This is a genomic window from Quadrisphaera sp. INWT6, from assembly GCF_015390235.1.
In the GTDB taxonomy this organism is placed as follows: domain Bacteria; phylum Actinomycetota; class Actinomycetes; order Actinomycetales; family Quadrisphaeraceae; genus Quadrisphaera.
This window is the reverse complement of record NZ_VUOH01000005.1, coordinates 178,738-204,392: the sequence shown is the minus strand read 5'-3', so window position 1 is coordinate 204,392 and position 25,655 is coordinate 178,738. Positions and strand designations below refer to the sequence as shown.

The following is a 25,655-nucleotide window of genomic DNA, read 5'->3' as shown; positions in this document are numbered from 1 at the left end:
GCCTTCTGCGTGGAAGGCGTCGGTTGCGGCTGGTCATGCTGTTCGGGGCCTCCGCGCTAGGAACGGGCTAGGAACTGCTGGGCGCATCAGGATCCGGTGGTCCCGTGCCAGGCGGCCTCGGTGGCGCGCCGGGGGAGTCGAGGACGCCAGCGATGCGGCGTGCGGCATCGCGGGAGACCTGCTCCTCGACGTGCGTGTAGAGGTCCGCGGTGATCGCCGTCTGCGAGTGACCGAGCCGCTCGGAGACCACCTTGAGCGGGACGCCGGCCCGCAGGGCGAGGCTGGCACTCGTGTGGCGGAGGTCGTGGAGACGGATGACGGGCAGACCCGCCTGCTCCGCGAGGGCCTGGAAGCGGCGGGTGACGAACTCCGGCCGTAGCGCCGACCCGTTCTCGCGGGTGAAGACGAGTCCCGTGCCCTCCCAGGCATCGCCCCAGACGCGTTGTTCCTCGGCTTGGCGCGCCGCGTGGTGGCGGAGTGCTGCGACGGTCGCCCTGTCGAGGCTGACGAGTCGGCTGCTGCGCCGGGTCTTCGGGGCGCCCACGACGGAGCGGCCGCGCACCTCGGTGATCTGCTGGACGACGACGAGGACCGCGCTGTCGAGGTCGACGTCCTCCCACCGCAGCCCGATCGCCTCGCCGCGGCGCATGCCGGTGGCGATGAGCAGCCGGTACAGCGCACTGAGGCGGTCGTCGCTCACGTGGGCCAGGAAGCGACGGCTCTGGTCGGCGGTCCACGGCCGCGGGCGCTTCGGGTTCTCCGGGGCGAGCTCGATGTGGTCGGCCGGGTTGTAGGGGATGAGTCTGCGCTTCACCGCGGTGTTGAGCGCCGAGCGCAGGACGGCGTGGATGCGGCGGATCGTGCTCGGGCTCAGCGGAGTGCCGCGTCGGCCGACCGTCGTGGCGGCGTAGAAGCGGTCGAGGTGGTGGGCGCGCAGGTCGAGGAGGCGCACAGTCCCGAGGCCCGGCACGAGGTAGTGGCGGATCACGTCTTCGTAGAGCGCCATCGTCTTCGGCCGGAGGGCGTGCTTTCCGGTGAGCCAGGTCGAGAGGTAGTCGGCGACGGTCACGCCCGTCACGTGGACGTCCGTCATGAGGACGTGGGCGACCTCCTGCAGCGCCTTCTGCGCCGCTGCGCGGGTCGGGAAGCCGCCCTTGGTGGTTTGAAGGCGCTTGCCGTTGCTGTCGCGGCCGTGCTCCAGGGCGTAGGCCCACGACCCGCGGCAGCGGTGCGCTGGTCGCTCGCCGTCGACAGCTGGTGGGCAAGTCCGGGAGTGCCGCTGGTAGACGGAGCCGTGCTTCACCGGTCGACTCCGACCAGGTCGAGCAGGGGACCGCTCGGCACGCGGATGAGCTTGCCCAGGCGCAGGACTGGCGTGGGCCAGGTGCCGGTGCGGATGTGCTCGTAGGCCGAGGCGCGGCTGATCCCGAGCACGGCGGCGGCCGTCGGTACGTCCACCACGACGGGGAGGGCCAGCAGCTCGTGGGTCAGCAGGGCGGTGCTCATCTCAGCCTCCGGTCGGCGGGTGCGGGTGGTCGGCGTGGTCGACGGTGGCCGGACGAGCGGCCGCTCACGGGAGCACCGACACGTGGACGTGGTCGTAGTGGCCGCCGACCGGGCTGGTGGGGTCGTAGACGCCACCCCCGGTGTACGTGCGCCAGCCCTCGCCGGCACGAGCGGTCGACCAGATCTGCCCCTGCCAGATGACGTAGGAGACGTGCAGCGCCTTCGCGTTCGAGACGAGCCACATCGCGAACACCCAGCCCGCAGCCTTGTCGGACTCCCCCGGGAAGCGACCCGCCGTTCCGAAGGTGACGTCGCAGCCACGGCCCTTGGGGTGGTCCGAGGTCGGGTTCCAGGCGTGGGCGTCCCAGCAGCTGGTGGGCTGTTGGCCGAAGCGGGCCCCGGCCTGCTGCAGCAGCCAAGCGGTCGCAGGGGTGACGCAGCCGCCGGTTCCGGTGGGGTCGAAGATCGTGCAGCCGCCGCCCGCGCCTGTGAAGGGGGTGGCGTCTCTGGTGTCGGAGAGGGTGCCGGCGGGCGGGCCGCCGGGGGTGACGTCGAGGCTGATTGCCCCGCCGACCAGCACGACGACGCTGACCAGTCCCAGGACGGCGGCGGCGCCCCACGTGGTCGCGGGCGAGGTCGCTGTGCTCACTTTGCGTCACCCCCATGCGGCTAGCCTTCAGGTGTCGCCCTCGACGCGTGTGCGCCGAGGCGGCAGTGTGGACGGATCGATGTCCGCGGACGTCTCGTCGGCGGGTGTGGATGCGGGAGCGGCGGCGCGAGTCGGCGCTCCAGGTTGGTGTCCGGCTCTCGCCTATTTACATCAGTTGTGATGGCGCTCCAGATGCTATGCCCACATGAACGACTGTCAAGACGCAGGGCCGGAAGGGGCAGCACGTGGCCGAGGACGCCGCCGACACCGAGGTCGACGTGGCTGCCGATGCCGCTGCTCCGAACGGTGGAACCGGTCGGACCCTCGCGGAGAAGGTCGACCACCTGTTCACAACCGTCCGCTCCTCGCGCGGTGAGTACACCTACGAGCAGGTCGCCAGTGAGATCCGTGACGCTGGGGGACCGACCATCAGCGCTGCGTACGTCTGGATGCTCCGCAACGGCAAGCGGGACAACCCGACGATGAAGCACCTCGAAGCGCTGGCGTCGTTCTTCGGCGTCCCGGCGGCCTACTTCTTCGACGACGAGGTGTCGAAGGCCGTCAACGAGCAGCTCGCTGTGGTTGCGGCCATGCGCGACGCCGGGGTACGCAAGATCGCCATGCGGGCGTCCGGGCTCTCCTCGGAGAGTCTCGGAACCATCGTGGACATGATCGAACGGGTGCGTGCCCTCGAGGGCCTCCCCGACGGTGCGGACGGCTTGGACGCCGGGTCAGCACCTGCGGGTCGGGCGAAGGGGAGCCGCACCCCCGAGTGAGGAGGTAGCCGGGTGCGGCCGAGTGGCGTGCGCGATCGCTGTGCCCGGGTGCTGGCTGACCTCGGCATCGACGGCCCCACCAGCGTCGACCGGCTCGCCGAGCAGCTCAGCCAGCAGCGAGGCCGTCCCATCCGCCTGATGGCGCATCCGCGTCTCGGGGAGATGTCGGGGTTCTGGATCGGCCTGGACGACGTCGACACCGTCTTCTACGACGAGGCGCTGACGGGACTGCACCTTGAGCACGTCATCGCCCACGAGCTCGCCCACATCGCCTTCGGCCACGGGTACGACGAGGTGATGGCTCCCGAGGTCCTCGCCACCTTGTTCCCTCTCCTGGACCCGTCGATGGTGCGGCGGTCGTTGGCGCGCAAGGAGTACAGCGAGGCCGAGGAGCGCGAGGCCGAGGTCTTCGCCTCCATGCTGCTGCAGCTGTCTGCCGACCCGACGGCACGCCATCTCGCAGGGTTGCCTGCCGACACCCGTCGGCGGGCCGCAGACCTCGCGGCCACCTTCGGCTCCCGCCGTCGAGACGCCCGGTGAGCCTGGCCGACGTCGTCTCGACGTACGCCATCCCTGTGGTTGCTGCCTTCGTAGGCCTCGCGGCGCTGCTTCGCGCACGAGACCTGTGGCCCGGGAGTCGGCGAGACCGCCAGGGCCTTGCCCTGGCGCTGGCCGGGCTCGCAGTGGGAGCGACCTCCCTGGTCTCACCCGTCTACGCGGCACTGACGCGACTGACGGGTGTGGCGAACATCGGCGAGCCGATCGCCCGCTCCGCCCTGATGGCCTGCGCCGTCGGGATCCTCGGGATGGTCGCTCACTTCGCCGTCCGTGCCGGCGCCTCAGCAGATGGCTCAACCGCCCGGCGAGGACAGGCGGGATGGCTCCGACGGCGCCGGACGTGGCTGGCGGCCGCCGTCGTCGTCCTTTGGGCCTGCTTCGTCTTCGGCCCGCACGGACGGCAGGTCCAGTCGTACATGGTGACTTTCGCCGGTGAGCCTGCGGTGCGGGTCTACTCGCTGGTCTTCGTCGTCTTCGTCGGCGGCGCATTCGCCGAGCTGCTGCGGCTCGGATGGCGGATGCGGAAGACCATGACCGGTCAGTTGGCGTTCAGCGGCTCGCTGATCACTCTCGGCGCTGCGGCGGGCTGTTCGTTCGTGGTGGTGCGCGTCGTGGGGCTCGGGGCAGTCATCGCTGACCGTCCCCGCGTACTGGAGGCGCTGGCGTGGCCAGGCGCGATCCTCGCCGCGACCGCCAGCATCCTGCTGGTCGCGGGGACCCTGTGGCTGGCGGCGGTGGCCCGCGCACGGGCGACCTCGGACGGATTGACGGCCCACGCCACGAGCGTCCGCCTCTACCCGCTGTGGAGGGACCTCGTGCGCCTGCGTCCCTCTGTTGCGCTGGACCCGGACCCGGGGCCCGTGCGGGAGGTCATGAGCATCCGCACCGGTGCGTGGCGGCTCTACCGACGCGTCATCGAGCTCCTCGACGCCGTACGGATCATGGGTGGCCGTTCCGTGACCGTCAGACAGGTGGCGCCCGCTGCGCTGGCTTCACCGAAGGTCTCTGACGTCGAGGCCGATCGAGCGGCAACGGCGCTGGCCAAGGTCGTCGTGGCCGAGTCTGAGGGCGCGCCGATGCCGAGGGAGACCATCCCGGTACCTCCGACGGCAGCGACCGTCGAGCAGGAAGTGGCGTGGTGGTCCAAGGTGGCCCACCGGTACCGGGTGCGCCGCAGGCAGGCGCGCCGACACGTCAGGAGTCAGCGGAAGGGGGCCACGCCGTGACCGAGCAGGTGGACGTCGAGGCGAAGACCTCCGACGGCGAGGGCGGCGGCCTGCGCCTTCGGCTGGCAAGGGTGTTCACCGAGCTGCTGGCCCCTTCAGTCGTCGGCGTGGTCTGTCCCGTGGCCGTTGGGGCGCTCAGCGACTCGAACGCGTGGCGCGGCGCGGTTCTGGGCCTGCTGGGTGCTGTGTTCGCCATCGGGCTGCCCTACGCGTACATCGCCTACCTGATCCGTACCGGTGGTGCGACGGATCGACACGTGTCTCGGCGGGAGGACCGCCCCAAGGTCCTTATAGCCGTTCTGCTGTGCTTGGCGGTTGGCATCTCGGTGCTCGTGTTCCTGGGAGCACCGCCGCTGCTGGTCTGGCTGCTAGTCGGCGAGGTGCTGCTCGTTCTCGCTTGTCTGGTGATCTCGAAGTTCTGGAAGATCTCGATGCACTCCGCGGTGGCGGCCGGGACGGTGGCGGCCCTCGTCGTCGTCCTTGGTCCCTGGGCGCTACTGGCCGGCCTAGCGGTGGTGCTGGTCTCGTGGGGACGCATCGTCCTGCGGGACCACACCCCGGCTCAGGTCACAGTTGGAGCTGGTCTCGGCGCTGCTGTGCTGTCGCTCCTCGGGTTCGTCTCATGAGAAGGAATCCGCGCATCGCCTGAGTGCCGCCCAGCCCGCTGCTTCAACGACAACCGGGCCGGGACATGGCCTACGGCCCGCCGCGGACCGTGTGGTCAACCGGCTGTTGTCGGCCTGAGCCCTCGACTTTCCAGCATCGTTTCAATCGTAGGTAGAGCGTCGCTCAGTCGGCGAAACACAGACGTATTCCGATGGAGTCGCTTGATGCCCGTGTTGAGCGATGCCCCCATCGAGTTCTCGCAGACGACGACGTCGGCGTAACCGGCGGCCATCGAGAGGTAGATCATGTCCGTCAGATCGCTGGGGCGCCATGTCAGTCCGACTTTCAGATGCCGGTCTTGCATCATCTCGCGGTACAGGCCGAGCCCCGGCGTCAGCGCGATGCTCTTGCCGCCGTTCTCCATCCAGACGCGCACCTGATCTATCGTGAGGCCGCCCTTGAGGGCCTCCTCGGCAATCTCCGTTACGAGGTCGTTCATGAGGAAGGCATCGATGGAGTTCCGCTTTTGGTTGGAGTCCAAAGGCTGGGTGTCGAGCCAGTCGGAGAACGCCTGGTTTGCGGCGGTCCATCTAGTCGGCGCCTGAGCCGGGATATGCTCCATGTCGAGCATCACGTCGATCAGCGCCGACGCAGACACCAGTGCGCGGTGCAGGGTCGCCATGTCGGGTGGAAAGTCCGGGGGCACCTCTATGGCTCGGCCACCCCGGACCTCGCCGTGAATCACATCCGGAGACAGGGTGATGGTGTCGCTACCGACCGGCGGAGGGCCGCCGAAGAGAGCATGCTGGAAAGAACGACTGATCTCGTCCCTGCGAACCTGCAGCGGATCCCGCAGTTGCCAACCGTGACTGTGTTGGAGGATCGACAGCCCCAACCGGTAGCGACTGGCGTCGTGGGTCCACTTGGTGGTCTCGTAGTAATGCGCTGAGGAGGCTGGCAACACAAACCATGCGCTCGTTGACAAGCTCGATCAAGCGTCGTGCCGCTGAGAGATCCGCCTCGGCCACGCGCGATGCGGATTCGCTCGCCTCACTCAGCGCTCGCCACTGGTTCTGGTCTAGGTAGACGGTGAGGCGATCCATCAGTTGATCGGGCTCGTCGATCCGCGGTAGCTCGAACACGACAGGATCACCAGAGCTCGTGGTCGCGAGAAGCGCCTTCCCGGTAAGTTCGAGCTCCCCCAGAGCTACGTGGAGGCTCGCCAGTTGGCTCGTCTTCGAGAACATGGGGCTTGTCAGTGGAAAGCGAGCCTCTTTGCCGTCTTCGCGCAGGAACGTGATGGTTGAGTCACCTCGACTGATTGACATCATCACGATCTTCAGGTGGGAGGTGGCATCGCGCACGTCTGAGTATCTCCCTCTGGCGTCAGTTCTGTAGCAGGGGCGGAAAATGATCCATCCTTGCGCGATACCCGGTAAGCGGTGACAGGGAACAGCATCTCAAGCGCTTGATCTTTGAGGCTGCTGTCGGTGATGGTCCCAACGCGCACTTCTGCCGAATCACGATTGGTGATCAGGGGGCGCTTTCGCGTGCGCAACCGGGGAACGCGTCGCGGGCATAGGTGACGTAGTGCTTCATGTCGGGCCGCCGGGGTGCCGGGCGGCGGTGGCCCGTGGCCATCCTCATTCGGTTCGCGGCACGTTGACGGTCGCCACATGACGACTGCCCGTCCTCGGCCAGCTCCACTCTCGAGGCGCATTCCGCTGAACCGCGCTCTTCGCAGCAGGCGGCCCACTCGGGTTCCGACGGTGATACCGCGGTGAAGGATCGTCAGGGTGGTGCTGCCGCATGACCACTGCTGACCGGTGAGTGTCTCGTGACCAACGCTCAGCGGACACTGCTGGACGTCGTGCGCCGGCGCCATGCAGACCGCGGCGAGTCGCCGACAGAGTCCTCGTCCGGTTCACAGCGACGGGCGACCGAGGTGAGTAGCAGGCCACACCTGACCCGCACTCCGCAACGCAAGTCCGCTCATAGATCGACTGGTTTACCGCGAGGTGAGGCCGCTACCCACCCTGGATGTTCACGCTCCCGACTTCCACCAGACCCCCCGCGTGCCCCGCACAGGCGCCGGCGGCACGCAGGTTCGCCAGGCGACCGCGCAGCGGTTGCCGAACCCGCTCTGGAGAGGTCTCATGCGCCTGACCGCCCGCCTGGCCACCCTGCTCGCCGCCGGTGCCCTGATCGCCCCGCTGGCCGCCTGCGCCCCGCCCACCGCGGAGGCCGGTGCCACCTCGACCGCCTCCGACGGCACCGCCTGGGGCACCACCACCTCCGCCGAGGCCGGTGGCGGCAGGGACTCCCTGGTCGCCGCCGCCAAAGCCGAGGGCGAGCTCAACGTCATCGCGCTGCCGCCGGACTGGGCCAACTACGGCGCGATCATCGACGCCTTCGAGCAGGAGTACGGGATCACCGTCAACTCCGACCAGCCCGACGCCGCCAGCCAGGACGAGATCGACACCGCCAAGCGCCTCGCGGGCCAGGACGGTGCTCCTGACGTGTTCGACCTCGGCCAGTCCGTCACCCTGGCCAACACCGACCAGTTCGCCTCCTACCAGGTGGCCACGTGGGACGACGTCCCCGCGGCCAACAAGGAGGAGACGGGGCTGTGGGTCAACGACTACGGCGGCTACATGTCCATCGGCTACGACTCGGCCAAGGTCCCCGCGCCCAGCACCGTCGCCGACCTGCTCAAGCCCGAGTACAAGGGCGCGGTCGCCCTCAACGGTGACCCCACGCAGGCCGGAGCCGCCTTCAGCGGCGTCGTCATGGCAGCCCTCGGCAGCGGCGGCTCCGCTGACGACCTCACCCCCGGCGTCAGCTTCTTCTCCCAGCTCAACGACGCCGGCAACTTCCTCCCCGTGGACCCGACGGCGGCCACGATCACCTCGGGCCAGACCCCCGTCGTCATCGACTGGGACTACCTCAACGCGGCCATCACCAAGGACCTGCCGACCTGGAAGGTCGTGGTCCCCACCGGCGCGGTGACCTCCCAGTACTACAACCAGGCGATCAACAAGGACGCACCCCACCCCGCGGCCGCGCGCCTGTGGCAGGAGTTCCTCTACTCCGACGAGGGCCAGAACCTGTGGCTGGCCGGCGGGGCCCGCCCCATCCGCGCCGACGCGATGGTCACCGCAGGCACGATCGACCAGACCGAGTACGCCAAGCTCCCGGCGGTCTCGGGCACGCCGGTGGCGCTGACCGCCGAGCAGACCGCGGCCGGGGCCCAGCAGCTGGCCAGCACCTGGGCGGCCGCGGTCTCGTGACCTCCCTGGTAGCGGGCCGGCGCACGGCCTCCCGCAGCAGCGGACGCCTCGCCTCGGAGGTCACGGCCGCCGCCGGTCTGCTGCCCTTCGGGGCCCTGGTGATCCTGTTCCTGCTCATCCCGCTCGGCGTCGTCTTCGCCGGTGCGCTGCTGGACTCCTCCGGACGTCCCACGCTCGGGGCCTGGCGGCCCTGGGCGACCCGGTCGTGCGGTCGGCGTTCGCGCGCAGCTTCGAGCTGTCGGCGGTCACGGCCGCCGTCGGAGCGGTGCTCGGCGCCGCCGTCGCGGCCGTGGTCGCCGGGTCCTCACCCACCTCGGTACTGCGGCGGGTGGTCGTGGCGGCCTGCGGGGTGCTCTCCCAGTTCGCAGGGGTGCCACTGGCCTTCGCCCTGGTGGCCACCATCGGCCTGTCGGGGGTGGTCACCCAGCTGCTGAGCGGTGTCGGGGTGGACCTGTACGCCTCCGGGGTCTGGCTGTTCGACACCCCCGGGCTGGTGCTCGCCTACACCTGCTTCCAGGTGCCGCTCATGGTCATCGTCTTCCTGCCCGCGCTGGATGGGGTGCGCCCCGCCTGGCGCGAGGCGAGCCTGACCCTGGGCGGGACCCACTGGCAGCACTTCCGCCTCGTGTCGGTGCCCGTCCTCGCCCCGGCCTTCACCGGTGCGCTGCTGCTGCTGTTCGCCAACGCGCTGTCCGCGTACGCCACTGCCGCCGCGCTCGTGAGCCAGGGCTCCTCCATCGTGCCGCTGCAGATCCGACGGGCCCTGTCCAGCGACGTGCTGGTCGGCCAGCAGGACCTGGCCAGCACCCTCGCGGTGGGCATGGTCCTGGTGGTCGCCGTGGTCATGGGGGCCCAGGCCCTGGTGCAGCGCCGCACCGCGCGGTGGCTGCGATGAGCCGGCAGCCGACGGGCACTGACAAGGGCACGAGCAAGGGTGCGGGCCCGCGTACGGCCGTCGTCGTCCGGTGGGTCGTGCTGGGTGTCGCCGCTGCGGCGGCCCTGGTCCCGCTGCTGGCGATGCTGGACTTCAGCACCCGCACGCCCACCGGGGGCCGCTCGGGTGGAGCGTGGTCGTCACTGACCACCGACCCCGACCTGTCCGCAGCGATCCTGGTCTCCCTGCAGCTGGCGCTGCTGACGGCGGTCGTGGTGGTAGCTCTGCTGCTGCCGACGATGCTGCTGGTGGCGCTGCGCCTGCCGTGGGCGCGCCAGCCCCTGGAGCTGGTGTGCCTGTTGCCGCTGGCGGTTCCCGCCGTGGTCGTGGTGGTGGGCGTCGCCCCGGTCTACGCCTGGGTGGTCTACCTGCTCGGCGGCTCCCCGCTGAACCTCGTCTTCGTCTACGCGGTGCTGTCCCTGCCCTACGCCCACCGCGCACTCGCCGCGGGCCTGGGGGGCCTGGACCTGCGCACCCTGGTGGAAGCCGCGCGCAGCCTGGGGGCCCGCTGGCCCGACGTTGTTCTCAAGGTCGTGCTGCCCAACCTCACCGGCGCCGTCGCGAGCACGGTGGTGCTGGTGGTCGCCGTGGTGCTGGGGGAGTTCACGGTGGCCTCCCTGCTGGGCTACGACACCCTCCCGGTGGCCATCAACCTGGTCGGCAAGCGCGACGCCGAGCTGTCGGTCGCGGCCTCGCTCGCCTCGCTGCTGCTGGCCTTCGTCCTGCTGCTCGGACTGTCACTGCTGCCCGTGGGGCGACGGCGTCGAGCCGCACCGGCCGCTGCCGTCCTCTCACCCACCCCTGCCGCGCCCCCTGGAACCGGAGCACCGTCGTGAGCACCGCCACCCGTCAGAGCACCACCGGCGCTGCCGGCCTCGGCACGCCCGGGGGCGTGGAGGTCCGTCTAGAGGGGCTGCGCCGCAGTTTCGGGGAGGTGGCCGCCCTGAACGGTCTTGACCTGACCATCGGCCCGGGGGAGCTGGTGGCGCTGCTGGGACCGTCCGGGTGCGGCAAGACCACCGCGCTGCGGGTGCTGGCAGGGCTGGAGCGGGCCGATGCCGGGACGGTCGTCGTCGGCGGACGCGACCTGGCTCGGGTGCCCGCGCACCGGCGGGGGATGGGCATGGTGTTCCAGGCCTACAGCTTGCTGCCGCACCTGGACGCCCTGGACAACGTCGCGTTCGGCCTGCGGCTGCGCGGGGTGAGCGCAGCCGAGCGGCGGCGGCGCGCAGGGGAGGCCCTGGAACTGGTGGGCCTGAGCGCGCAGGCCCACCGGTTCGCACCGCAGATGTCGGGCGGACAGCAGCAGCGGGTGGCCCTGGCCCGGGCGCTGGCGGTGGAGCCCTCGGTGCTGCTGCTGGACGAGCCGTTCTCGGCGCTGGATGCCAAGGTGCGCGAGCAGCTGCGCGAGGAGGTGCGCCGGATCCAGCGAGAGGTCGGGACGACGACGCTCCTGGTCACCCACGACCAGGAGGAGGCGCTGTCGGTCGCTGACCGCGTCGGGGTCGTGCGTGCCGGGCGCCTGGAGCAGGTGGCCGCTCCGCAAGAGCTCTACCGCCGCCCGGCGACGCCCTTCGTGGCGGAGTTCGTGGGGCAGGTCAACCGCGTCGCCTGCGAGGTGGGGGCAGGCGGGGCGGAGGTGCTGGGGCGGCGGCTGCCGCTGCTGCCGGGGTCGACCACCACGTCGGGTCCGGGCACGGCGCTGCTGCGACCTGAGGACATCGAGGTGGCCCCGGAGGCGGGAGGCTCTTCGGGGGGCGCTCCGGGGGGCGCAGGGGCGCGTGGCACCGTCGTCCAGCTGGTCTTCCTGGGCGCCGCCACTCGGGCCGTCGTCCAGCTCGACGGCGGTGGGGAGCCCCTGGTGGTGCACCTGGCAGCGCGTACGGGAGAGCACACCGCACCTGGCGCCCGTGTGGTGGTGCGTGCAGCGCAGGTGCCGGTCCTGGTCCGCTGACCGCCACGCGTGAGCGCGCTCTTACGCCGCGGCGAGCAAGACCGATGCCGCGCTTACCTGGCGCAGCGGCAGGACCCACAGCCCCTCGTGCGGGTCCACGGCCTTGGCGAGTTGCCAGGGGCACCTTGCAGGATCCTGCACAGTCCACAACTGCGCCTGGCCGTCTGCCGCCGGGTCGAGGACGTAGATCCAATACCGGTTACCCAGCGCACGTGCAACAGCCAGGTCACGGTGACGCGCCTGCACCACGGGATGGTCCCCGCAGGCCAGCTGCACCTCCACCAGCCGCTGCGGCGCCCCGCTCGCGCTGAAGCTGAGGTAGCGCCGCCGCCTCCAGAACTGCGTGCCGCCGGGCAACGACACACCCCAGCTATCACGAGCCATGACCAGGGCCTCGCTGTCCAGGTCATCCCAGCCGGCCAATGACGGGTCCACCAGGCGACGCCCCTGGGAGGCTTCCCACCGGCGCACCACCGCCAGAGGGTCCACGCCCTTCACCAGCGCGCCGGCTCCAGTGCCCATGGCGCCATCGTGCGGCACATGTGGGACCAACAGCGGTCTGGCCCACAAGAGTTCATCGAGCCGCAACCCCCTTGAAGCGAGGCGGCGCGGGTGCCCGTCGCGTGCATGGCAGACGAACACCGTCGACTGCGGCGCGTGAGATCCGCGGTGCCGGGCAGGTGAGCGCCATGTCGATGAGCGCCCCCTTCTCTCCCGTTCCCGATGACCAGGACGGCACCATCCCCGCGGCCGATGCCGGCGCAGGAGCCCCCGAGGCGTCCCCGGGAACGGGAGTGGCCGCAGAGGAGCCGAACCGCTCCGCGAACAACGACGCGACCAGCCCCACGGACAACGCTGCGGAGAACCGCGGCGCCTCTGATGGCTCTGATGGCGATGCCGACACCCAGCTGGACACCGCGCTACAGGGGCGAAAGGATCCCTTGTTCCGCACCCCGGCCCCTTGAGGACGGCGTCCTAAGTCATCGGCACACCAGACCCCCGCGGTGCATCCGAGCGATGGGCACGATGGGCCCGCTGCGCCAAACCCGGCTTCTGGTCAGTGGGAACGTCGACGTGCTGGGGCTTTAGCTACTGCTGGTCCCAGCGGCGCGTGCAAGGAGCAGCCGGTCCTCGGTGGCGTTCACCGCGTTGATCAGGGCGGGGCCGCGCTGAGGGTGGCAGCGAGCCTGGGGACTGTCAGCACCGTGGCGGCTGAGCACCTCGGCGATGCGTTCGTGCACGCTGACGCGATTCCCGTCGGGGCCGGTGGTCTGGTCAGCCCAGGTCAGGGCATCAGCCACCGGGCCTGACCAGTGCCCCACCCGCTCGAACGGAATCATGTGGTGCTGCACCTCGCGCACCGCCGCTACGAACCGCGAGCCTGAGTGGTGGGCCACCAGGCCCACCACGGCTGGTGGCCACAGCTGTTGCTGCAGGTGCATCGCCCCGTCCACCGGGTGAAAGCCGGTCCGAGCCAGTGCTGGCGCGTAGCCGATGTCGTGCAGCCACGCGGCGCTGATCAGGAGGTTGACCTGCTGGGGTGCTACTGCTGCTGACCCTTCGCGGGCTCGGGCGGCCACCGCCTGGGTGTGCCGCCAGCGGCGGCCGGCATCGTCCACTGTGGCTAGCAGCTCTCGGGCGACCCGTCGTGCCTGGTCCACCAGCGCGCCATCCAGGGCGGTGAGGTTCTCAGGCGCGTCGAGCAGGTCAATGCGGCATCTGGCGGGTGCGGCGTGCTGCAGGCGGTCTGCGGTCGAGTGAAGTGGTGACCACCGGGTGAACGCGACTGGACGCTGGCCTGACACGACGGTCACCGTACGTCTACGGCTCCACCGTGCAGCGGAGTGATAGTGATCAACGTGTCAGTCTGCCGGTGGGTGGGCTCGGTCATCTTGGCGCGCCGTCGGCCGTCCACGTCTGCTGCCAGAGGCTCGAGCGTGGCGGTGGACACCGAGCGTTCACCCCCTGGTGTCTCTATCGGCGCTGCGGCCCGCCGATACCAGGAAGGTGAGCGTGAACCTGCACCACGCGCTCGGGCAGCACCACACCGCCCCCGGCGATGTCGCACCCTTGACGCGTCCAGCCCGCATCGTCGCCCCTGACACGGCGTGCGACCTCATCGACGAAGCGTTCCGCACCGACACAGACCTGACGTGCCTGGCGGTGAGGCCGCGTCCGGAGGATGAAAAGCGCCGCTGGGGGCTGATCTCACGTGGCCCGTTCATGTCAGCGATGGCTGGACGGCTGGGTTATGGACGCTCGGTGCACGCCCGCCGTCCTGTCAGCGTCCTCACCGACTGGGACGCCCTGTCCCTTGGGTCGGAGACCTCGGTGGCCCAGGCTGCTCAACAGATCCTGACTCGTGATCGCGCCAGCCGGTACAGCGAGATCTTGGTTACCGACGTCCGTGGGACCGATGAGGTGCCAGCCGCCGGGTCGGAGCGTGATGGCGCCTGCCACGAAGTCGTGTCGTTCTTGGAGGTTGAGGACGTCCTGCGGGCACTGGCCGCAGAGCTCACCCACAAAGCCCTGACCGACCCGTTGACCCAGCTGGCCAACCGCGAGCACTTCCTGCAGCAGCTGCACAGCGCCTGTGTGCCCACCGCTGGTCCGAGCAGTCATGTGGTGGTGGTCTACATCGACATCGACAACTTCAAGGCGATCAACGACGGCTATGGGCACAGCACCGGCGACCTCGTCCTGCAGCAGGTGGCTCAGCGCCTGCGAACAGCGGTACGCCCGGAGGACCTCGTGGCCCGCCTGGGTGGGGATGAGTTCGCAGTCCTGGCTCAGATGCCGGTCTCGTCGCACCAGCCTGTCGCGGCCTGGGCCCATGACATCGCACAGCGACTCCTGATGCACCTGAGCGAACCGATGCACGTGGCGGGGCGGACCCTGCCGGGACAGGCCAGCATCGGGGTGGCCATCGGCGCAGCCGCCATCGGCGTTGACCGACCGCTGGAGGCGTCGGTGCTGCTGCACGAGGCGGACCTGGCGATGTACGGCGCCAAAGCAGCTGGGGGTGCGCGTTGCGCTGTGGTCGATGGAACGGCAGCACCGGCGGTGACCACGGCGCTTGCACCTGACCGCAGCGAGCTGCAGGACGCTCTCGACGATGGCCAGTTCGAGCTGCACTTCCAGCCCATCGTGGATGTTCTGACCGGACGCCTGAGCAGTACTGAGGCCCTGGTGCGATGGAACCACCCCGCCCGAGGCCTGCTCAGTCCGGTGGCCTTCTTGGGTGATGTCGCCGCGGTCGGCTTCGCAGCGAACCTGGACGTACATGTCCTGCATCTGGCCTTGACCCAGCACGCGCGCTGGCGAGCTGAGTACGGCTCCGGGGCCCCCCTGCACATCAACGTCAACCTCTCGGTGCCTGGTCTGTTGCATCCGGACCTGGCGTCGATGGTCTTGGCCGAGCTTGCGTGCGTGGGATTGGCGCCCTACGTGCTGCGCTTGGAGCTGCCTGAGGTGGCCACCACCGCCCACATCGCTGCGGCTGCTGAGTCGTTGGCCAGGCTGCGAGGTGCTGGGGTGGGGCTGACGTTGGATGACGTGGGGTCAGGCGCTGCGGGACTGGCGCATCTGCGTGACCTGCACCTGGACGGAATCAAGATCGACCGACGGTTCGTTGCGGGCATGCTCAGTGACGAACGCGATCTGGCGGTGGTGCGGATGCTGGTGCAGATGGGATGCGAGCTGGGGGTTGCTGTGACCGCCGAGGGCGCTGAGACACAGGCGCACTTGGATGCGCTGCGGCAGCTGGCCAGCCTCGGGCCGGGGCCCGGCCTGCACGTGCAGGGGTACGCCATCGCAAGGCCGGCTCCAGCTGGCCAGGTCGGCGCGTCGTGGTTGGCACGAGCATCGTGAGCGAGGTGTCTCGCCGGCTTCCTACCAGTGCTGGTCAGCGGTTACAGCCGTCTCATGTTGAGGGGGGCTACCTCGGCCTACCCAGCGATGGCTCAGCAGGTTCAGCTGCCTGAGGTGAGTTGGGCACCGTGTGAGGCTTTGTTGCGCAACAGTCAGCACATGCATGGGCAGGAGCGTCCCGAGGTCAGGGTCCTGGCGCTGGTCTACGCCCTTGGTGGCCTGCTGTGCCTGGTCTCGGCGCGCTGGCCTCTGACGGCACAGTCCCCTGTGGCGTTGATGGCTGCCCTTGGCGGGACCGGCCTCGTCGTGGCCGTTGCGGTGCTGCTGGTGGGTCGACGCTGGCCGGTAGGTGTGGTCCACGTCGGCTTCGTCGTCTTGAGTGCCTTGGTGGCCCTCGCAGCAGCGGCATCTGTGACTGCGGTGGGCGTCGTGGGTCTCGGGCCGATGCTGATCGCTGGGTGTTTGTACGCCGCGCAGTCCTTCTCCGCCGCAGCTGCTCGCGCCTATGGGGTGTGTCTCTTGGCCATGGCCACTGCTGGTGCTGTGCTCAGTACCGCGGACGGTCTCGTGCTGCCGTGGGTGGTTGTCCTGGTCACCGCCGTAGTGGTGCTGGAGGTCCACGGGCGCATGGTGAGGACCCTGCGGGACACGGCTGCCCTGGACCCGTTGACGGGGGTGGCCAACCGGCGCGCGTGGCTGGCGGCGGCGGAGCGTGACCTGGCCCAGGCCCGACGATCGGGGCGCCCGTACACCGTGGTGGTCATCGACTTGGATGGGTTCAAGGCGGTCAACGACTCTCGCGGGCACGCTGCCGGAGATGCTCTGCTGCGCGAGCTGAGTGCGTCGTGGAGCCGGCAGCTGCGCCGCGGGGACTTGCTGGGTCGTCTCGGTGGGGATGAGTTTGTGCTCAGCTTGCCGGGTACCTCTGAGGTTCAGGCGGGGGCACTGGTCGAGCGGCTGCGCGAAGTTCACGCCATGGCCTGGTCGGCGGGTATGGCCTCAAGTGACGGCAGCGCCCGCATCGAGGTGCTGCTTGCTCGTGCCGATGGGCGGTTGTACGCGCAGAAGCGGGCGGGTGCTGGCACCCACGAGCGGTCCCGGGTCGACCAGATCCAAGATCATTGAGCGTCCGATGGGAGGTCTTGGCCCGGAGGTTCCAGCAAGGGTCAGGCATCAGCGGGGCTGGATGCTCACCCGAGGCCGGAAGCCGTCGCGAGACCGCTGACCCTGACGGCTCCCTGGCCGGACACCGCTGCCCCGCAACGGACTCAGCAGGGTGGCTCAGCCGAGACGGCCGATGAGGTCCTCCACGCGAGCAGCGATGTCATCGCGCACCAGGCGCATGCGCTCCATCCCCTCGATGCCCCGGGTGGAAGGCTCATCGGTCTCCCACACCTCCACGGGGGTGCCCTCGGCCGGTTCCACCCGGGCTTCCCCGCCCAGCACGACCACCAGGTCAGCGGCGCGCACGTCGTCCGCAGTCAGCTGGTGGGTGCGGGCGGTGGAGATGTCGACGCCGATCTCGGCCAGGCTCTCCACCGACTGGGCGTTCAGCTTCGTACCCGCCTCGGTGCCGGCGGAGGAGATCTGCACCGCCAGGCCGTGCTGGGCGGCGGCGTGGCGCATCAGGCCGGCGGCCATCTGGGACTTGCCGCCGTTGCGCACGCACACGAATAGCACCCGCGGACCCTCGGCAGGGCTTGCAGAGCTGGCAGCAGGGCTGACGGCGGGACTGACGGTGGGGGTGGTCGGCTGGGTCATGAGGTGCTCCGGGTGGTCGTCGTCCCTGCGGCGTCTAGAGCAGCACGGGCGGCGGGGACGGTGGGGTCGTTCGAGAAGAAGCGGTGCCCGGCCCACAGGGCGACGTAGACCAGCGCCACCAGCACGGGCACCTCGATCAGCGGGCCCACCACCCCGGCCAGGGCCTGGCCGGAGGTGACCCCGAAGGTGCCGATCGCCACGGCGATGGCGAGCTCGAAGTTGTTGCCGGCCGCGGTGAAGGACAGCGTGGTGGTGCGGGCGTAGTCCAGGCCGATCACGCGACCCAGCACGAAGGAGCCGACGAACATCAGGATGAAGTAGGCCAGCAGCGGCAGTGCGATCCGCGCGACGTCACCAGGGGCGGAGATGATCGCGTCCCCCTGCAGGGCGAAGAGCAGCACGATGGTGAACAGCAGGCCGTACAGGGCCCAGGGGCCGAGGCGCGGCAGGAAGCGCCGCTCGTACCAGTCCCGTCCCTTGGCCCGCTCCCCGATCGTGCGGGTCAGGTAGCCGGCGAGCAGCGGGATGCCGAGGAAGACCAGCACGCTGACCACGATGGCCGCGACGGAGAAGTCCGCGCTGGTGGTCGGCAGGCCCAGCCACGCAGGGAGCACCTGCAGGTAGAACCAGCCGAGGGCTGCGAAGGCGAGGATCTGGAAGACGGAGTTGATCGCCACCAGGACGGCGGCGGCCTCGCGGTCCCCGCAGGCCAGGTCGTTCCAGATCAGGACCATGGCGATGCAGCGGGCCAGGCCGACGATGACCAGGCCGGTGCGGAACTCGGGCTGGTCAGGCAGCAGGAGCCAGGCCAGGGCGAACATCAGCGCCGGCCCGAGCACCCAGTTCAGGACCAGTGAGGCGGCCAGCATGCGGCGGCCGGCGGCGTCGGAGCTGACGCGGCCGAGCTGGGTGTAGCGGACCTTGGCCAGCACCGGGTACATCATCACCAGCAGGCCAAGGGCGATCGGCAGGCTCACCGAGCCGACCTCGAGCGCTGAGAGGGCGTCGTCGAGGCCGGGGACCAGGCGGTCGAGGGTCAGGCCGAGGGCCATCGCGGCGACGATCCAGACCGGCAGGAACCGGTCCAGGGTCGACAGGCGCGCCACGACCGGGCCCTCAAGGGTGCTGGTGGGGCTCATGACCGCCTTCCCGCCCCGCCGCAGCAGGGATCGATGTTTGTCGATGGACCGTCGCACGGCGGTCGCCTTCCGTCAACATCGATGCCTGTCGATGTCGTGTGCCACCCTGTCACCGTGGCCCGCGTCGCTCAGCCCGTCGCCCAGGGCCCTGGCGTCGACCCGTCGGCCGGGGGCGGCGCCGGGTCGGTGGCGTGCTGCGCCCCCCTGGTGCGCGAGCCCCTTCGCGCCGAGGACGCCGCCGCACTAGCCCGGACCCTGAAGGCAATCGCCGACCCTGCGCGGCTGCGGCTGCTGAGCATGGTCGCCGCCCACGAGGGCGGGGAGGCGTGCGTGTGTGATCTGACCGAGCCTCTGGGCCTGTCCCAGCCCACGGTGAGCCACCACTTAAAGGTGCTCGTGCAGGCGGGTCTGCTGATGCGGGACAAGCGGGGAGTGTGGGCCTACTACGCCCTGGTCCCTGGGGCGTTGGACGCCCTGGCGGGGGTGCTAACCACCGGCTGAGGCTGTGCGCAGACGGACCGCTGGACGGACGCCTGCTCCCCCGTGAGCGGCGATGACGGACACAGCTCGCCGTCTCGGAGGGGTTGGCTAAGCGCAACGCTCAGGTCTGATGAAGGTGGACCCAGACGACCACCAGGACGCTGGCCGACCAGGCGCCTACAGCGACAAGGATCGACGTAGTTGGCCGTCCGCCGAAGACGACACCGAGGTAGGCCAACGCGGCAAAGAAGACAGCCAATAGCACCACACGCAGCCATATCAACCTGGAGCCAGTCATCACTGTTGCTCCCCGTCTTGGTTGCTGGATGCCGCGTCCTGCTGGCGTCAGTCCAGCGAGGACTGATCTGGCCCGTCAGGTCCGTATCGCATCTTGGACCACCGCTGCCCGGTCGGCGTCTCGCTGACCACCGCTGACCGGCCGCCTCGGTGCACGTCGCGGTGCCCTGACGCCCGGGGCCACCGACCGTCGGAGATGGGCTTCCTGTCCGACCTACCTGTCTCCCGCTGACGTCGTCGGAAGGCGCTTCCTACGGAGGCGGGTAGGCGGCCAGCAACACCTCGGCGGGGCACTCCGGGTCATCGTCTGTGGCATGTGCAGATGCCAGCGACGACTCGCTCGGCAGTTGGTCGCGCTCGATGACGACCACGGTGCGGTAGACGTTGCGGTCCCTGCTGCAGGCATTGCCGATGCCACTGTCGAGCTCCTCGGTGACGACGACATGGCTGGTCTCGGCCCGGCGCACCTGCGAGAGCCACCCCGGGCAGCTGCCGGACTGACCGCCGGACCACAAGGCCACCGCCTGCCCGCCGAAGTCGACATCGGCCAGATCTCCGTAGAGCCCGAAGCGCGTCGGGTCACCTCCCCGCGCAGGGAGCCCGGGTGGAACGTTCTCCTGCCACATCCGCTGGGCTGTCTCAGGGTCGTAAGCGACCTCTAGAGCGGAAAACACCTGCGGCGGGGTAGCCAGGTCAGCGCGCCACCCGTCGATCTTGGCGAGGGTGCGGACATCGGCGGTGGCCGCGCGGGGCAGTGCCGCGCAGCCGCTCAGCACAAGGGCACCGAGCGCAGCCGATGCTGCTGCGAGGACGCGCCGTCCGGGCGGTGTCATCGCCTGTCCTCCTGCGTGGACCTCATAGAGCAAGGACGCGGTGCAGTTCTGACGAGTTGCAGATGGACTTCATCCAGGTAAGCCCGTCCTTGAGGCCGTGTTCGCGCCGGTGCTGGCCTGGTCCGCACCGCGGCATCGACCAGGCCGTCCATGACCGGGTTGCCGGGAGCATGAGTCGCCAGTGGGTCGTACGACGGTCGGTGTCTCGCTGACGACCGGTGACCGGGCGGATCAGGTGTCCTGTCGCTCCTCAGCGGCGCGGGCAGGGATTTGTCTCACAACGGATTCCCATCCGAACACCGCGGAAAGCCATGGACACGATCGCCTTGGCCTGAGCACAGTCAGCCAGGTGGAGCTGCGCCTGCCTGAGCACGTGTCCACCGAGCACCGTGACCTGCTTCGGGAGGTAGCCCAGCGCAATGAGGTCGCGCACGGCGACGGTCTCCTGGGGCTCGTGCTGTCGGGTTCTGCTGGCAGAGGCCTGGCGGCCAGCCGCTCCGACGTCGATGTCTACGTCGTGCTCACCGACATTGCCGCTGCCCAGCGCACGGCGGACCGCTCTGACGAGGTAGATGAGCTACCCGTCGCGATGAGCGAGCTGCAAGCGGTGCCTTCCTTCGGGACGCCGGGCTGGTGGTTCCGCTGGTCCTTCGCCTGGGCCCCTGTCCTCCTGGACCGCACTGAGGGGGCGATTACGAAAGCTGTGCGTCGGCAGGCAACGCTTACGCCAGATGAGATCGACGCCGTCCTGCTGGACGCCAGCCGCCTGGACGGCTGGCTGAACTACACCTACCGCGCCCTGAAATCCGACCGCGATGACAGGCCCCTGGAGCGGCGGCTCGACGCCGCCGAGTCGATGCCGTGGCTGCTCGACGTCGTGTTCGCCTTGGCGGGACGTGTTAGGCCGTATCACAAGTACCTGCCATGGGAGCTGCGCGAGCAACCTGTACGGGGATGGCCGGCTGAGGACTTCTTGCCGCTGCTGGCGAGCCTGCTTGATGGTGAGCCGCGGGCACTGCGAGAGGTGTTCGCGCGGGTGGAGGCCCAGTGCGCTGCGCATGATGTTGCGCGGGGCCACCGCCGCACTGAGGAGGTCATCGCGGGCTGGGGTGAGGGGTTGGCCCTGTTACGAGGGGTTCATGGGGCCGACTGACGCAACCGAGGACCGCTGACCGTGCGCTCCAGGCGCCCTGTCGCTCCTTCGCGACGCGGGCGTCGATCCGTCTCACAACGGATCCCCGACCGGGCGGCCACCCTGACTTGAAAGAGATCGTTTGAATGAGGTCCAGACGGGGACGGGAGCCTCGTGTGCTCCACCACCCCGGACGCGTCGATGCAGCTGCCCGTCGACGATCGTGCTCCCTCCAGGGCGAGGCACTTCCTGTCCTCCTCCACCTGCCCGGCTCACTCCCACGGCGAGACCGAGGTGGCCCAGCTCCTCGTGACCGAGCTGGTCACCAACGCCCTGCGGCATGGATCCCCGCCCATCACCACCGAGGTGTCCTGCCAGGCACCAGCGGGCCTGCGGGTCCGCGTCAGCGACGCCGCCGCCGGTGCGCCGATGGTGCGCCACGTCGACGCGGATGCCGAGAGCGGCCGCGGGATGCTGCTCATCGACCAGCTCGCCGCCGAGTGGGGTGTGGAGCCGGGCCCAGCCGGCAAAGCCGTCTGGTTCCGCGTCAACAACGACCCCGAGGTGACGCTTCGACCGTCTCACCGCTGAGGCGTCCGCGTGCACCGGGAGCTCGGCCCGCTCTCGACCAGTCTGAGCCCGTTCTCGGGCGAACAGGGCTGCGGTGCACGGCGCTCATGTCCGAGGGCTGGCGCGGTGGACCTCGGCCCCGGACGTCGTGCGGCGGTCCCGGCCGTGGTTCCCGTGCCAGTCCAGCACCATCACCGTCGCGTCGTCCGCCAGCTCACCGCCGCACGCTCGGACCACCGCGTCAGCCAGCGCTCGGGTCGCCTCCCGCGGGTGCAGGTGCCGCGAGACCCGGATGAGAGCAGCGAGGTCCACCGCCTCGGCGTTGCGCTCCAGCATCCCGTCGGTGACGAACACGACCCGGTCTCCGGGGAGGAGATCCACCGCGGCCCACCCGTGCTCCAGCTCGGAGAACAGGCCCAGCGGCAGACCGGGGTCCACCCGGACCGGCTCGACGCGGTCCCCGCGCGCCAGGTAGGGGTGGGCGTGACCGGCGTTGAGCAGGCTCAGCCTGCCGGTGGGCAGGTCCACCCTGCCCAGCACCCCGGTCACGAAGCCCTCCTGCCCCTCACCGGTCAGGTGCTCGTGCAGCGCGCTGTTCGCCGAGGCCGCCTGCTCCACCAGCGAGACGCCTCGGCGGCGGCTGTTGCGCAGCGCCCCCAGGCACAGCGTCGCCATCAGGGCGCTGGCGACGCCGTGTCCCATCGCATCGCTCATCGACAGGTGCAGCTCGTCACGGGCCAGGACGTAGTCGAAGGTGTCCCCGGCGATCTCAGCCGCCGGCTCCAGCCAGGCCGACAGGGTGAACGCCCCCGCCTCGCAGGTCAGCGCCGCGGGCAGCAGGCGCCGCTGGATCTCCGCGGACAGGGAGTAGGGCACGCTGCGCTGGCCCCACTCGAACAGGTCGGTGTGCCGGCGGCTGGCGATGAGGACGTAGGCGAGCACGAAGGCGGTGCGGGCGACCTCCGCCTGCTGGGCAGGGCTCGGTCGGGTGGGCATGGTCAGCTCCACCAGGCCGATCGCCTCGCCGCGTTCGGTGACGGGTGCCAGGACCACCCATCCCCGGTCACCGGTCTCGACGACCTGGACCTGCTGGGTGCGGACCGCCTGCTCGGCCGGACCGCCGTCGAAGGAGACCGCCTTCGCCGACTCCCGCTCCTGGAGGCGCTCCACCCCTGCAGGACCTGCCTCCCGCACCTGGGCGGTGTGACCACCTGCAGCCGCTCTGACATCGGCTCCCAGGGGGGTGTGGGTCAGGCGGATGAGCGCTCGTCCTGACAGGTCAGCGATGAGGAAGGAGACCGCCGTCGCGCCCAGGGCCTTGCCCAGCTCGCGGGTGACCGCCTCGACGGCGTCCACCGGGGAGGCGTCCTGTGCGGCATCGAGCACGTCGTGCAGTGCCTGACCTGTCGTGCTCACCGGGCAACCTTAAAGAAGGCTGACGTCCACACGGGGGACACGGCGACGCGGCACCGGCGCTGAGGGCCACGCCGGCTCCCGTGCAGCGCCCGGTGGTGCTCGTCGACGGCGGTGCAACGAGCCTGCCTTGCTGCGGCCGGAGCCCGGTTCGCGTCGCTGCGGGGCGCCTGCTGCAGATGGGCCGCTCTCGAGGGAGGTCGCCGTCCCCAGCTCATCGGAGGGTCGCGGTGGGCCAGGCGGACCGGCGCAGCAGCCGCAGGCCGTTCAGCGCCACGATGACGGTCGACCCCTCATGGCCCGCCACCGCCAGCGGCAGCGGCAGGCTGCCCACCAGGTCCCAGGTCACCAGCACCACGATGAACGTCGCCGCGATCGCCAGGTTGGCCACCACGATCCGATGAGCACGCCGAGACATCGCCACCACCGCCGGAACCGCCGCCAGCTCGTCGCGGATGATGACCAGGTCAGCCGTCTCCAGCGCCAGGTCCGAGCCGTGGCGCCCCATCGCGGCCCCGGTGCTGGCGGCCGCCAGTGCGGGGGCGTCGTTGACGCCGTCCCCGACCACCATGACTGCCACCCCACCCGCCTCGAGGTCGGTGACGAGCTGGGCCTTGTCGGCGGGCAGCAGGTGGGCGTGGACGGCGGTGATGCCGGTGCGGGCGGCGATGTCGGTCGCGGTGGCGTCGTTGTCGCCGGTGAGCAGGTGCACCGGTCGCTCGGTGAGCTGCTCGGCGTGGGCGACCGCCTGTGCAGCGTCGGCGCGCAGCGCGTCGTGCAGCACCACGGTTCCGGCGATGTCGCCGTCCACCAGGACGTGCACGACGGTGCCGACGACGGTCCGTCCGGTCGCGGGGGCCTGCAGCACCGACACGGTGCGCCCGCCCACGACGCCTTCGACCCCACGACCGGGCAGGGCGCGGAAGTCCGCCGCACTGGGCAGGGCCTCGTCGCCGGGCCCGGCGTCCTGCCCGGCGTCCTGAACGGCTGCACGCACGATGGCCTGTCCCAACGGGTGCTCGCTGTGCCGCTCCACCGCCGCCGCCAGCCCCAGCACCTCAGCGCGGGTGCGGCCGGCCGCCGGCGACACGTCCACCACCTCGGGGGCGCCTTGGGTCAAGGTGCCGGTCTTGTCGAAGGCGACCAGCTGGGTGCGCCCCAGGCGCTCCATGACGGTGGCGGACTTCACCAGCACCCCGTGGCGACCGGCATTGGCGATCGCAGCCAGCAGCGGCGGCATCGTGGACAGCACCACCGCGCACGGTGAGGCCACGATCATGAAGGTGATGGCGCGCAGCAGCGCCGCCTGGAACTCCTGTCCAAGAGCCAGGGGCAGGCAGAAGACCACCAGCGTGGCGATGACGACGCCGAGCGAGTAGCGCTGCTCGACCTTCTCGATGAACAGCTGGCGGGCTGCCTTGGTCTCCGAGGCCTCCCGCACCAGGGTCACGACGCGGGCGATGACGGAGTCGCTGGCAGCTCGGGTGATGCGCACCGTGAGGGCGCCGGTGCCGTTGACGGTGCCCGAGAGCACCTCGTCGTCGACCTCGCGGCGCACGGGGACGGACTCACCGGTGACGGCGGCCTGGTCGACCTCGCTGACGCCGTGGATGACGACGCCGTCACCGCCGATGCGTTCGCCGGGGCGGATCAGGATGACGTCACCGATGACCAGGTCAGCGGTGTCCACCTCGCGCTCGTGCAGGCCTAGGCCATGACCGACTACGAGGGTGGCGCGCTCTGGGGCCAGGGTCAGCAGGCTGGAGACGGAGTCTGCGGTGCGCTGGGTGACCAGGGCCTCCAGGGCGCCGCTGGTGGCGAAGATGACGATGAGCAGGGCGCCGTCGAAGACCTGGCCGATGCTGGCGGCGGCGATGGCCGCGACGATCATCAGCAGGTCGACGTCGAGGGTCTTCTCCCGCAGGGCGGTGATGCCCGCCCACGCCGGTTCCCAGCCACCGGCGAGGTAGCAGGCCAAGTACAGCCCCCACCACAGAGGTGCGGGGGCTCCGGCCAGCTGCAGCGGCCACGCGACCAGGAAGAGCAGGAGGGCCAGGGCAGCCCAGCGGACCTCGGGCAAGCGGATACCGGTGGAGATCAGCGATGGCGGCTTGGCCAGGACGCGGCCGCCGGGGCGCGCCTCTAGGGAAGCTGGGCCGCTGAGGGTGCTGGTCATCGGGGTGCCTTCTCCGCCGTTGCCGAGGCGGTGGTGACCGCGCTGCCTGGGGTGGCCTGGGCGTCCTCTGCGTCCTCGCGGGGCATCTGCGCGGACTCCTGCGGACGGTGGTGGTGGCGCGGGGTACCGCCCAGGGAGTGCTCGGCCTGGAAGATCGCGTCGGTGACCAGCTGAGGAACGTGCTCGTTGGCCAGGCGGTAGAAGACACGCACCCCATCACCGCGGGTGGTCACGATGCGGGCCAGGCGCAGCTTGGCCAGGTGCTGGGACACCGAGGCTGGGGAACGGTCGACGACCTCGGCGAGGTGGTTGACCGAGAGCTCACCGGCGTCCTTGAGGGCCAGCAGGATCCGGACCCTGGTGGCGTCGGCGAGCATCGCGAAGACCTCGACGGCCAGCTCGACGTAGTCGCTGTCCGGCAGGCGTCCGCATGTCCGCTTATCTTCGAGCACGCGCAGATAATGGCAGACATCGTTCTCGACACT

Annotated in this window: 25 protein-coding genes; 13 read left to right on the top strand and 12 right to left on the bottom strand. The window is 70.2% G+C overall.

The features are described from left to right. Positions 1-67: 67 nt before the first annotated feature. From F1641_RS15855 to F1641_RS15845, 3 genes are all read right to left on the bottom strand, one after another. On the bottom strand, positions 68-1,303 hold the full coding sequence (locus F1641_RS15855; protein ID WP_194907209.1) for a tyrosine-type recombinase/integrase: 1,236 nt from the start codon (positions 1,301-1,303) through the stop codon (positions 68-70). Then, on the bottom strand, positions 1,300-1,506 hold the full coding sequence (locus F1641_RS15850) for an AlpA family transcriptional regulator (RefSeq protein WP_194907207.1): 207 nt from the start codon (positions 1,504-1,506) through the stop codon (positions 1,300-1,302). The genes F1641_RS15855 and F1641_RS15850 overlap by 4 nt, the downstream gene beginning before the upstream one ends. Positions 1,507-1,570: 64 nt before the next feature. Then, positions 1,571-2,155 (bottom strand): hypothetical protein, encoded by a 585-nt coding sequence (locus tag F1641_RS15845; protein WP_194907205.1) that lies wholly within the window; start codon positions 2,153-2,155, stop codon positions 1,571-1,573. Positions 2,156-2,433: 278 nt separating this feature from the next. On the opposite strand from F1641_RS15845, the gene F1641_RS15840 reads away from it, so the two are divergent. The 4 genes from F1641_RS15840 to F1641_RS15825 are packed head-to-tail and all read left to right on the top strand — an operon-like array spanning position 2,434 to position 5,341. Beyond that, on the top strand, positions 2,434-2,931 hold the full coding sequence (locus F1641_RS15840) for a helix-turn-helix domain-containing protein (protein ID WP_194907587.1): 498 nt from the start codon (positions 2,434-2,436) through the stop codon (positions 2,929-2,931). Positions 2,932-2,979: 48 nt separating this feature from the next. Beyond that, entirely contained in the window at positions 2,980-3,471 is a 492-nt protein-coding gene (locus F1641_RS15835) for a hypothetical protein (protein ID WP_194907203.1), read from the top strand. Then, entirely contained in the window at positions 3,468-4,715 is a 1,248-nt protein-coding gene (locus F1641_RS15830; protein WP_194907201.1) for an MAB_1171c family putative transporter, read from the top strand. Before F1641_RS15835 ends, F1641_RS15830 begins: the two co-directional genes overlap by 4 nt. Then, positions 4,712-5,341: a phosphoesterase PA-phosphatase gene (locus tag F1641_RS15825; protein ID WP_194907199.1), complete on the top strand. Its 630-nt coding sequence runs from the start codon at positions 4,712-4,714 to the stop codon at positions 5,339-5,341. Before F1641_RS15830 ends, F1641_RS15825 begins: the two co-directional genes overlap by 4 nt. Before the next feature lie 95 nt (positions 5,342-5,436). Here the strand turns inward: F1641_RS15825 and F1641_RS15820 are convergent, their stop codons facing one another. Beyond that, positions 5,437-6,285: a hypothetical protein gene (locus F1641_RS15820; protein WP_194907197.1), complete on the bottom strand. Its 849-nt coding sequence runs from the start codon at positions 6,283-6,285 to the stop codon at positions 5,437-5,439. Between the two features lie 1,192 nt (positions 6,286-7,477). Between F1641_RS15820 and F1641_RS15815 the strand changes: the two genes are divergently transcribed. The 4 genes from F1641_RS15815 to F1641_RS15800 all read left to right on the top strand — a co-directional run bounded on the left by F1641_RS15815 (position 7,478) and on the right by F1641_RS15800 (position 11,499). Then, positions 7,478-8,611 (top strand): ABC transporter substrate-binding protein, encoded by a 1,134-nt coding sequence (locus F1641_RS15815; RefSeq protein WP_194907195.1) that lies wholly within the window; start codon positions 7,478-7,480, stop codon positions 8,609-8,611. A 205-nt stretch (positions 8,612-8,816) separates the two neighbouring features. Continuing rightward, positions 8,817-9,506, top strand: a complete 690-nt coding sequence (locus tag F1641_RS15810) for an ABC transporter permease subunit (protein WP_206691316.1) — start codon at positions 8,817-8,819, stop codon at positions 9,504-9,506. Continuing rightward, positions 9,503-10,381, top strand: a complete 879-nt coding sequence (locus F1641_RS15805; protein WP_194907193.1) for an ABC transporter permease — start codon at positions 9,503-9,505, stop codon at positions 10,379-10,381. The genes F1641_RS15810 and F1641_RS15805 overlap by 4 nt, the downstream gene beginning before the upstream one ends. Next, positions 10,378-11,499 (top strand): ABC transporter ATP-binding protein, encoded by a 1,122-nt coding sequence (locus tag F1641_RS15800; protein WP_194907192.1) that lies wholly within the window; start codon positions 10,378-10,380, stop codon positions 11,497-11,499. Before F1641_RS15805 ends, F1641_RS15800 begins: the two co-directional genes overlap by 4 nt. A 21-nt stretch (positions 11,500-11,520) precedes the next feature. Here the strand turns inward: F1641_RS15800 and F1641_RS15795 are convergent, their stop codons facing one another. After that, positions 11,521-12,021 carry a hypothetical protein gene (locus tag F1641_RS15795; protein WP_194907190.1) on the bottom strand — a complete coding sequence of 167 codons (501 nt, stop codon included), beginning with the start codon at positions 12,019-12,021 and terminating at the stop codon, positions 11,521-11,523. A 563-nt stretch (positions 12,022-12,584) separates the two neighbouring features. After that, the gene (locus F1641_RS15790) at positions 12,585-13,304 is read right to left on the bottom strand and encodes an HD domain-containing protein (RefSeq protein ID WP_194907188.1); all 720 of its coding nucleotides are present in this window, start codon (positions 13,302-13,304) and stop codon (positions 12,585-12,587) included. Positions 13,305-13,506: 202 nt separating this feature from the next. On the opposite strand from F1641_RS15790, the gene F1641_RS15785 reads away from it, so the two are divergent. Both F1641_RS15785 and F1641_RS23425 read left to right on the top strand, forming a co-directional pair. Beyond that, positions 13,507-15,369 (top strand): bifunctional diguanylate cyclase/phosphodiesterase, encoded by a 1,863-nt coding sequence (locus F1641_RS15785; RefSeq protein ID WP_194907187.1) that lies wholly within the window; start codon positions 13,507-13,509, stop codon positions 15,367-15,369. A 114-nt stretch (positions 15,370-15,483) separates the two neighbouring features. Continuing rightward, positions 15,484-16,494, top strand: a complete 1,011-nt coding sequence (locus F1641_RS23425; protein WP_194907184.1) for a GGDEF domain-containing protein — start codon at positions 15,484-15,486, stop codon at positions 16,492-16,494. 156 nt (positions 16,495-16,650) lie between these two features. On the opposite strand, the gene F1641_RS15775 is transcribed toward F1641_RS23425, so the two are convergent. Both F1641_RS15775 and arsB read right to left on the bottom strand, forming a co-directional pair. Then, positions 16,651-17,049: a low molecular weight phosphatase family protein gene (locus F1641_RS15775; protein WP_309225651.1), complete on the bottom strand. Its 399-nt coding sequence runs from the start codon at positions 17,047-17,049 to the stop codon at positions 16,651-16,653. Between the two features lie 77 nt (positions 17,050-17,126). Beyond that, a complete protein-coding gene (gene arsB, locus F1641_RS15770; RefSeq protein WP_206691315.1) occupies positions 17,127-18,269 on the bottom strand; it encodes an ACR3 family arsenite efflux transporter in 1,143 nt (380 codons plus the stop codon). A gap of 114 nt (positions 18,270-18,383) precedes the next feature. Here arsB and F1641_RS15765 point away from each other — a divergent pair, with 114 nt between their 5' ends. Further along, a complete protein-coding gene (locus F1641_RS15765) occupies positions 18,384-18,770 on the top strand; it encodes a metalloregulator ArsR/SmtB family transcription factor (RefSeq protein ID WP_309225650.1) in 387 nt (128 codons plus the stop codon). 527 nt (positions 18,771-19,297) lie between these two features. On the opposite strand, the gene F1641_RS15760 is transcribed toward F1641_RS15765, so the two are convergent. Next, entirely contained in the window at positions 19,298-19,879 is a 582-nt protein-coding gene (locus F1641_RS15760) for a hypothetical protein (RefSeq protein WP_194907179.1), read from the bottom strand. A 349-nt stretch (positions 19,880-20,228) separates the two neighbouring features. Between F1641_RS15760 and F1641_RS15755 the strand changes: the two genes are divergently transcribed. Both F1641_RS15755 and F1641_RS15750 read left to right on the top strand, forming a co-directional pair. Next, the gene (locus F1641_RS15755) at positions 20,229-21,032 is read left to right on the top strand and encodes a hypothetical protein (RefSeq protein ID WP_194907178.1); all 804 of its coding nucleotides are present in this window, start codon (positions 20,229-20,231) and stop codon (positions 21,030-21,032) included. A gap of 153 nt (positions 21,033-21,185) precedes the next feature. Further along, a complete protein-coding gene (locus F1641_RS15750; protein ID WP_309225649.1) occupies positions 21,186-21,602 on the top strand; it encodes an ATP-binding protein in 417 nt (138 codons plus the stop codon). An 84-nt stretch (positions 21,603-21,686) separates the two neighbouring features. Here the strand turns inward: F1641_RS15750 and F1641_RS15745 are convergent, their stop codons facing one another. The 3 genes from F1641_RS15745 to F1641_RS24015 all read right to left on the bottom strand — a co-directional run bounded on the left by F1641_RS15745 (position 21,687) and on the right by F1641_RS24015 (position 25,622). Further along, entirely contained in the window at positions 21,687-22,997 is a 1,311-nt protein-coding gene (locus F1641_RS15745) for a PP2C family protein-serine/threonine phosphatase (protein ID WP_194907176.1), read from the bottom strand. A gap of 211 nt (positions 22,998-23,208) precedes the next feature. After that, complete coding sequence (locus F1641_RS15740; protein WP_194907175.1) at positions 23,209-25,170, bottom strand: heavy metal translocating P-type ATPase; 1,962 nt, start codon at positions 25,168-25,170, stop codon at positions 23,209-23,211. Beyond that, positions 25,167-25,622 carry an ArsR/SmtB family transcription factor gene (locus F1641_RS24015; RefSeq protein WP_375541506.1) on the bottom strand — a complete coding sequence of 152 codons (456 nt, stop codon included), beginning with the start codon at positions 25,620-25,622 and terminating at the stop codon, positions 25,167-25,169. Before F1641_RS24015 ends, F1641_RS15740 begins: the two co-directional genes overlap by 4 nt. Positions 25,623-25,655: the final 33 nt, after the last annotated feature.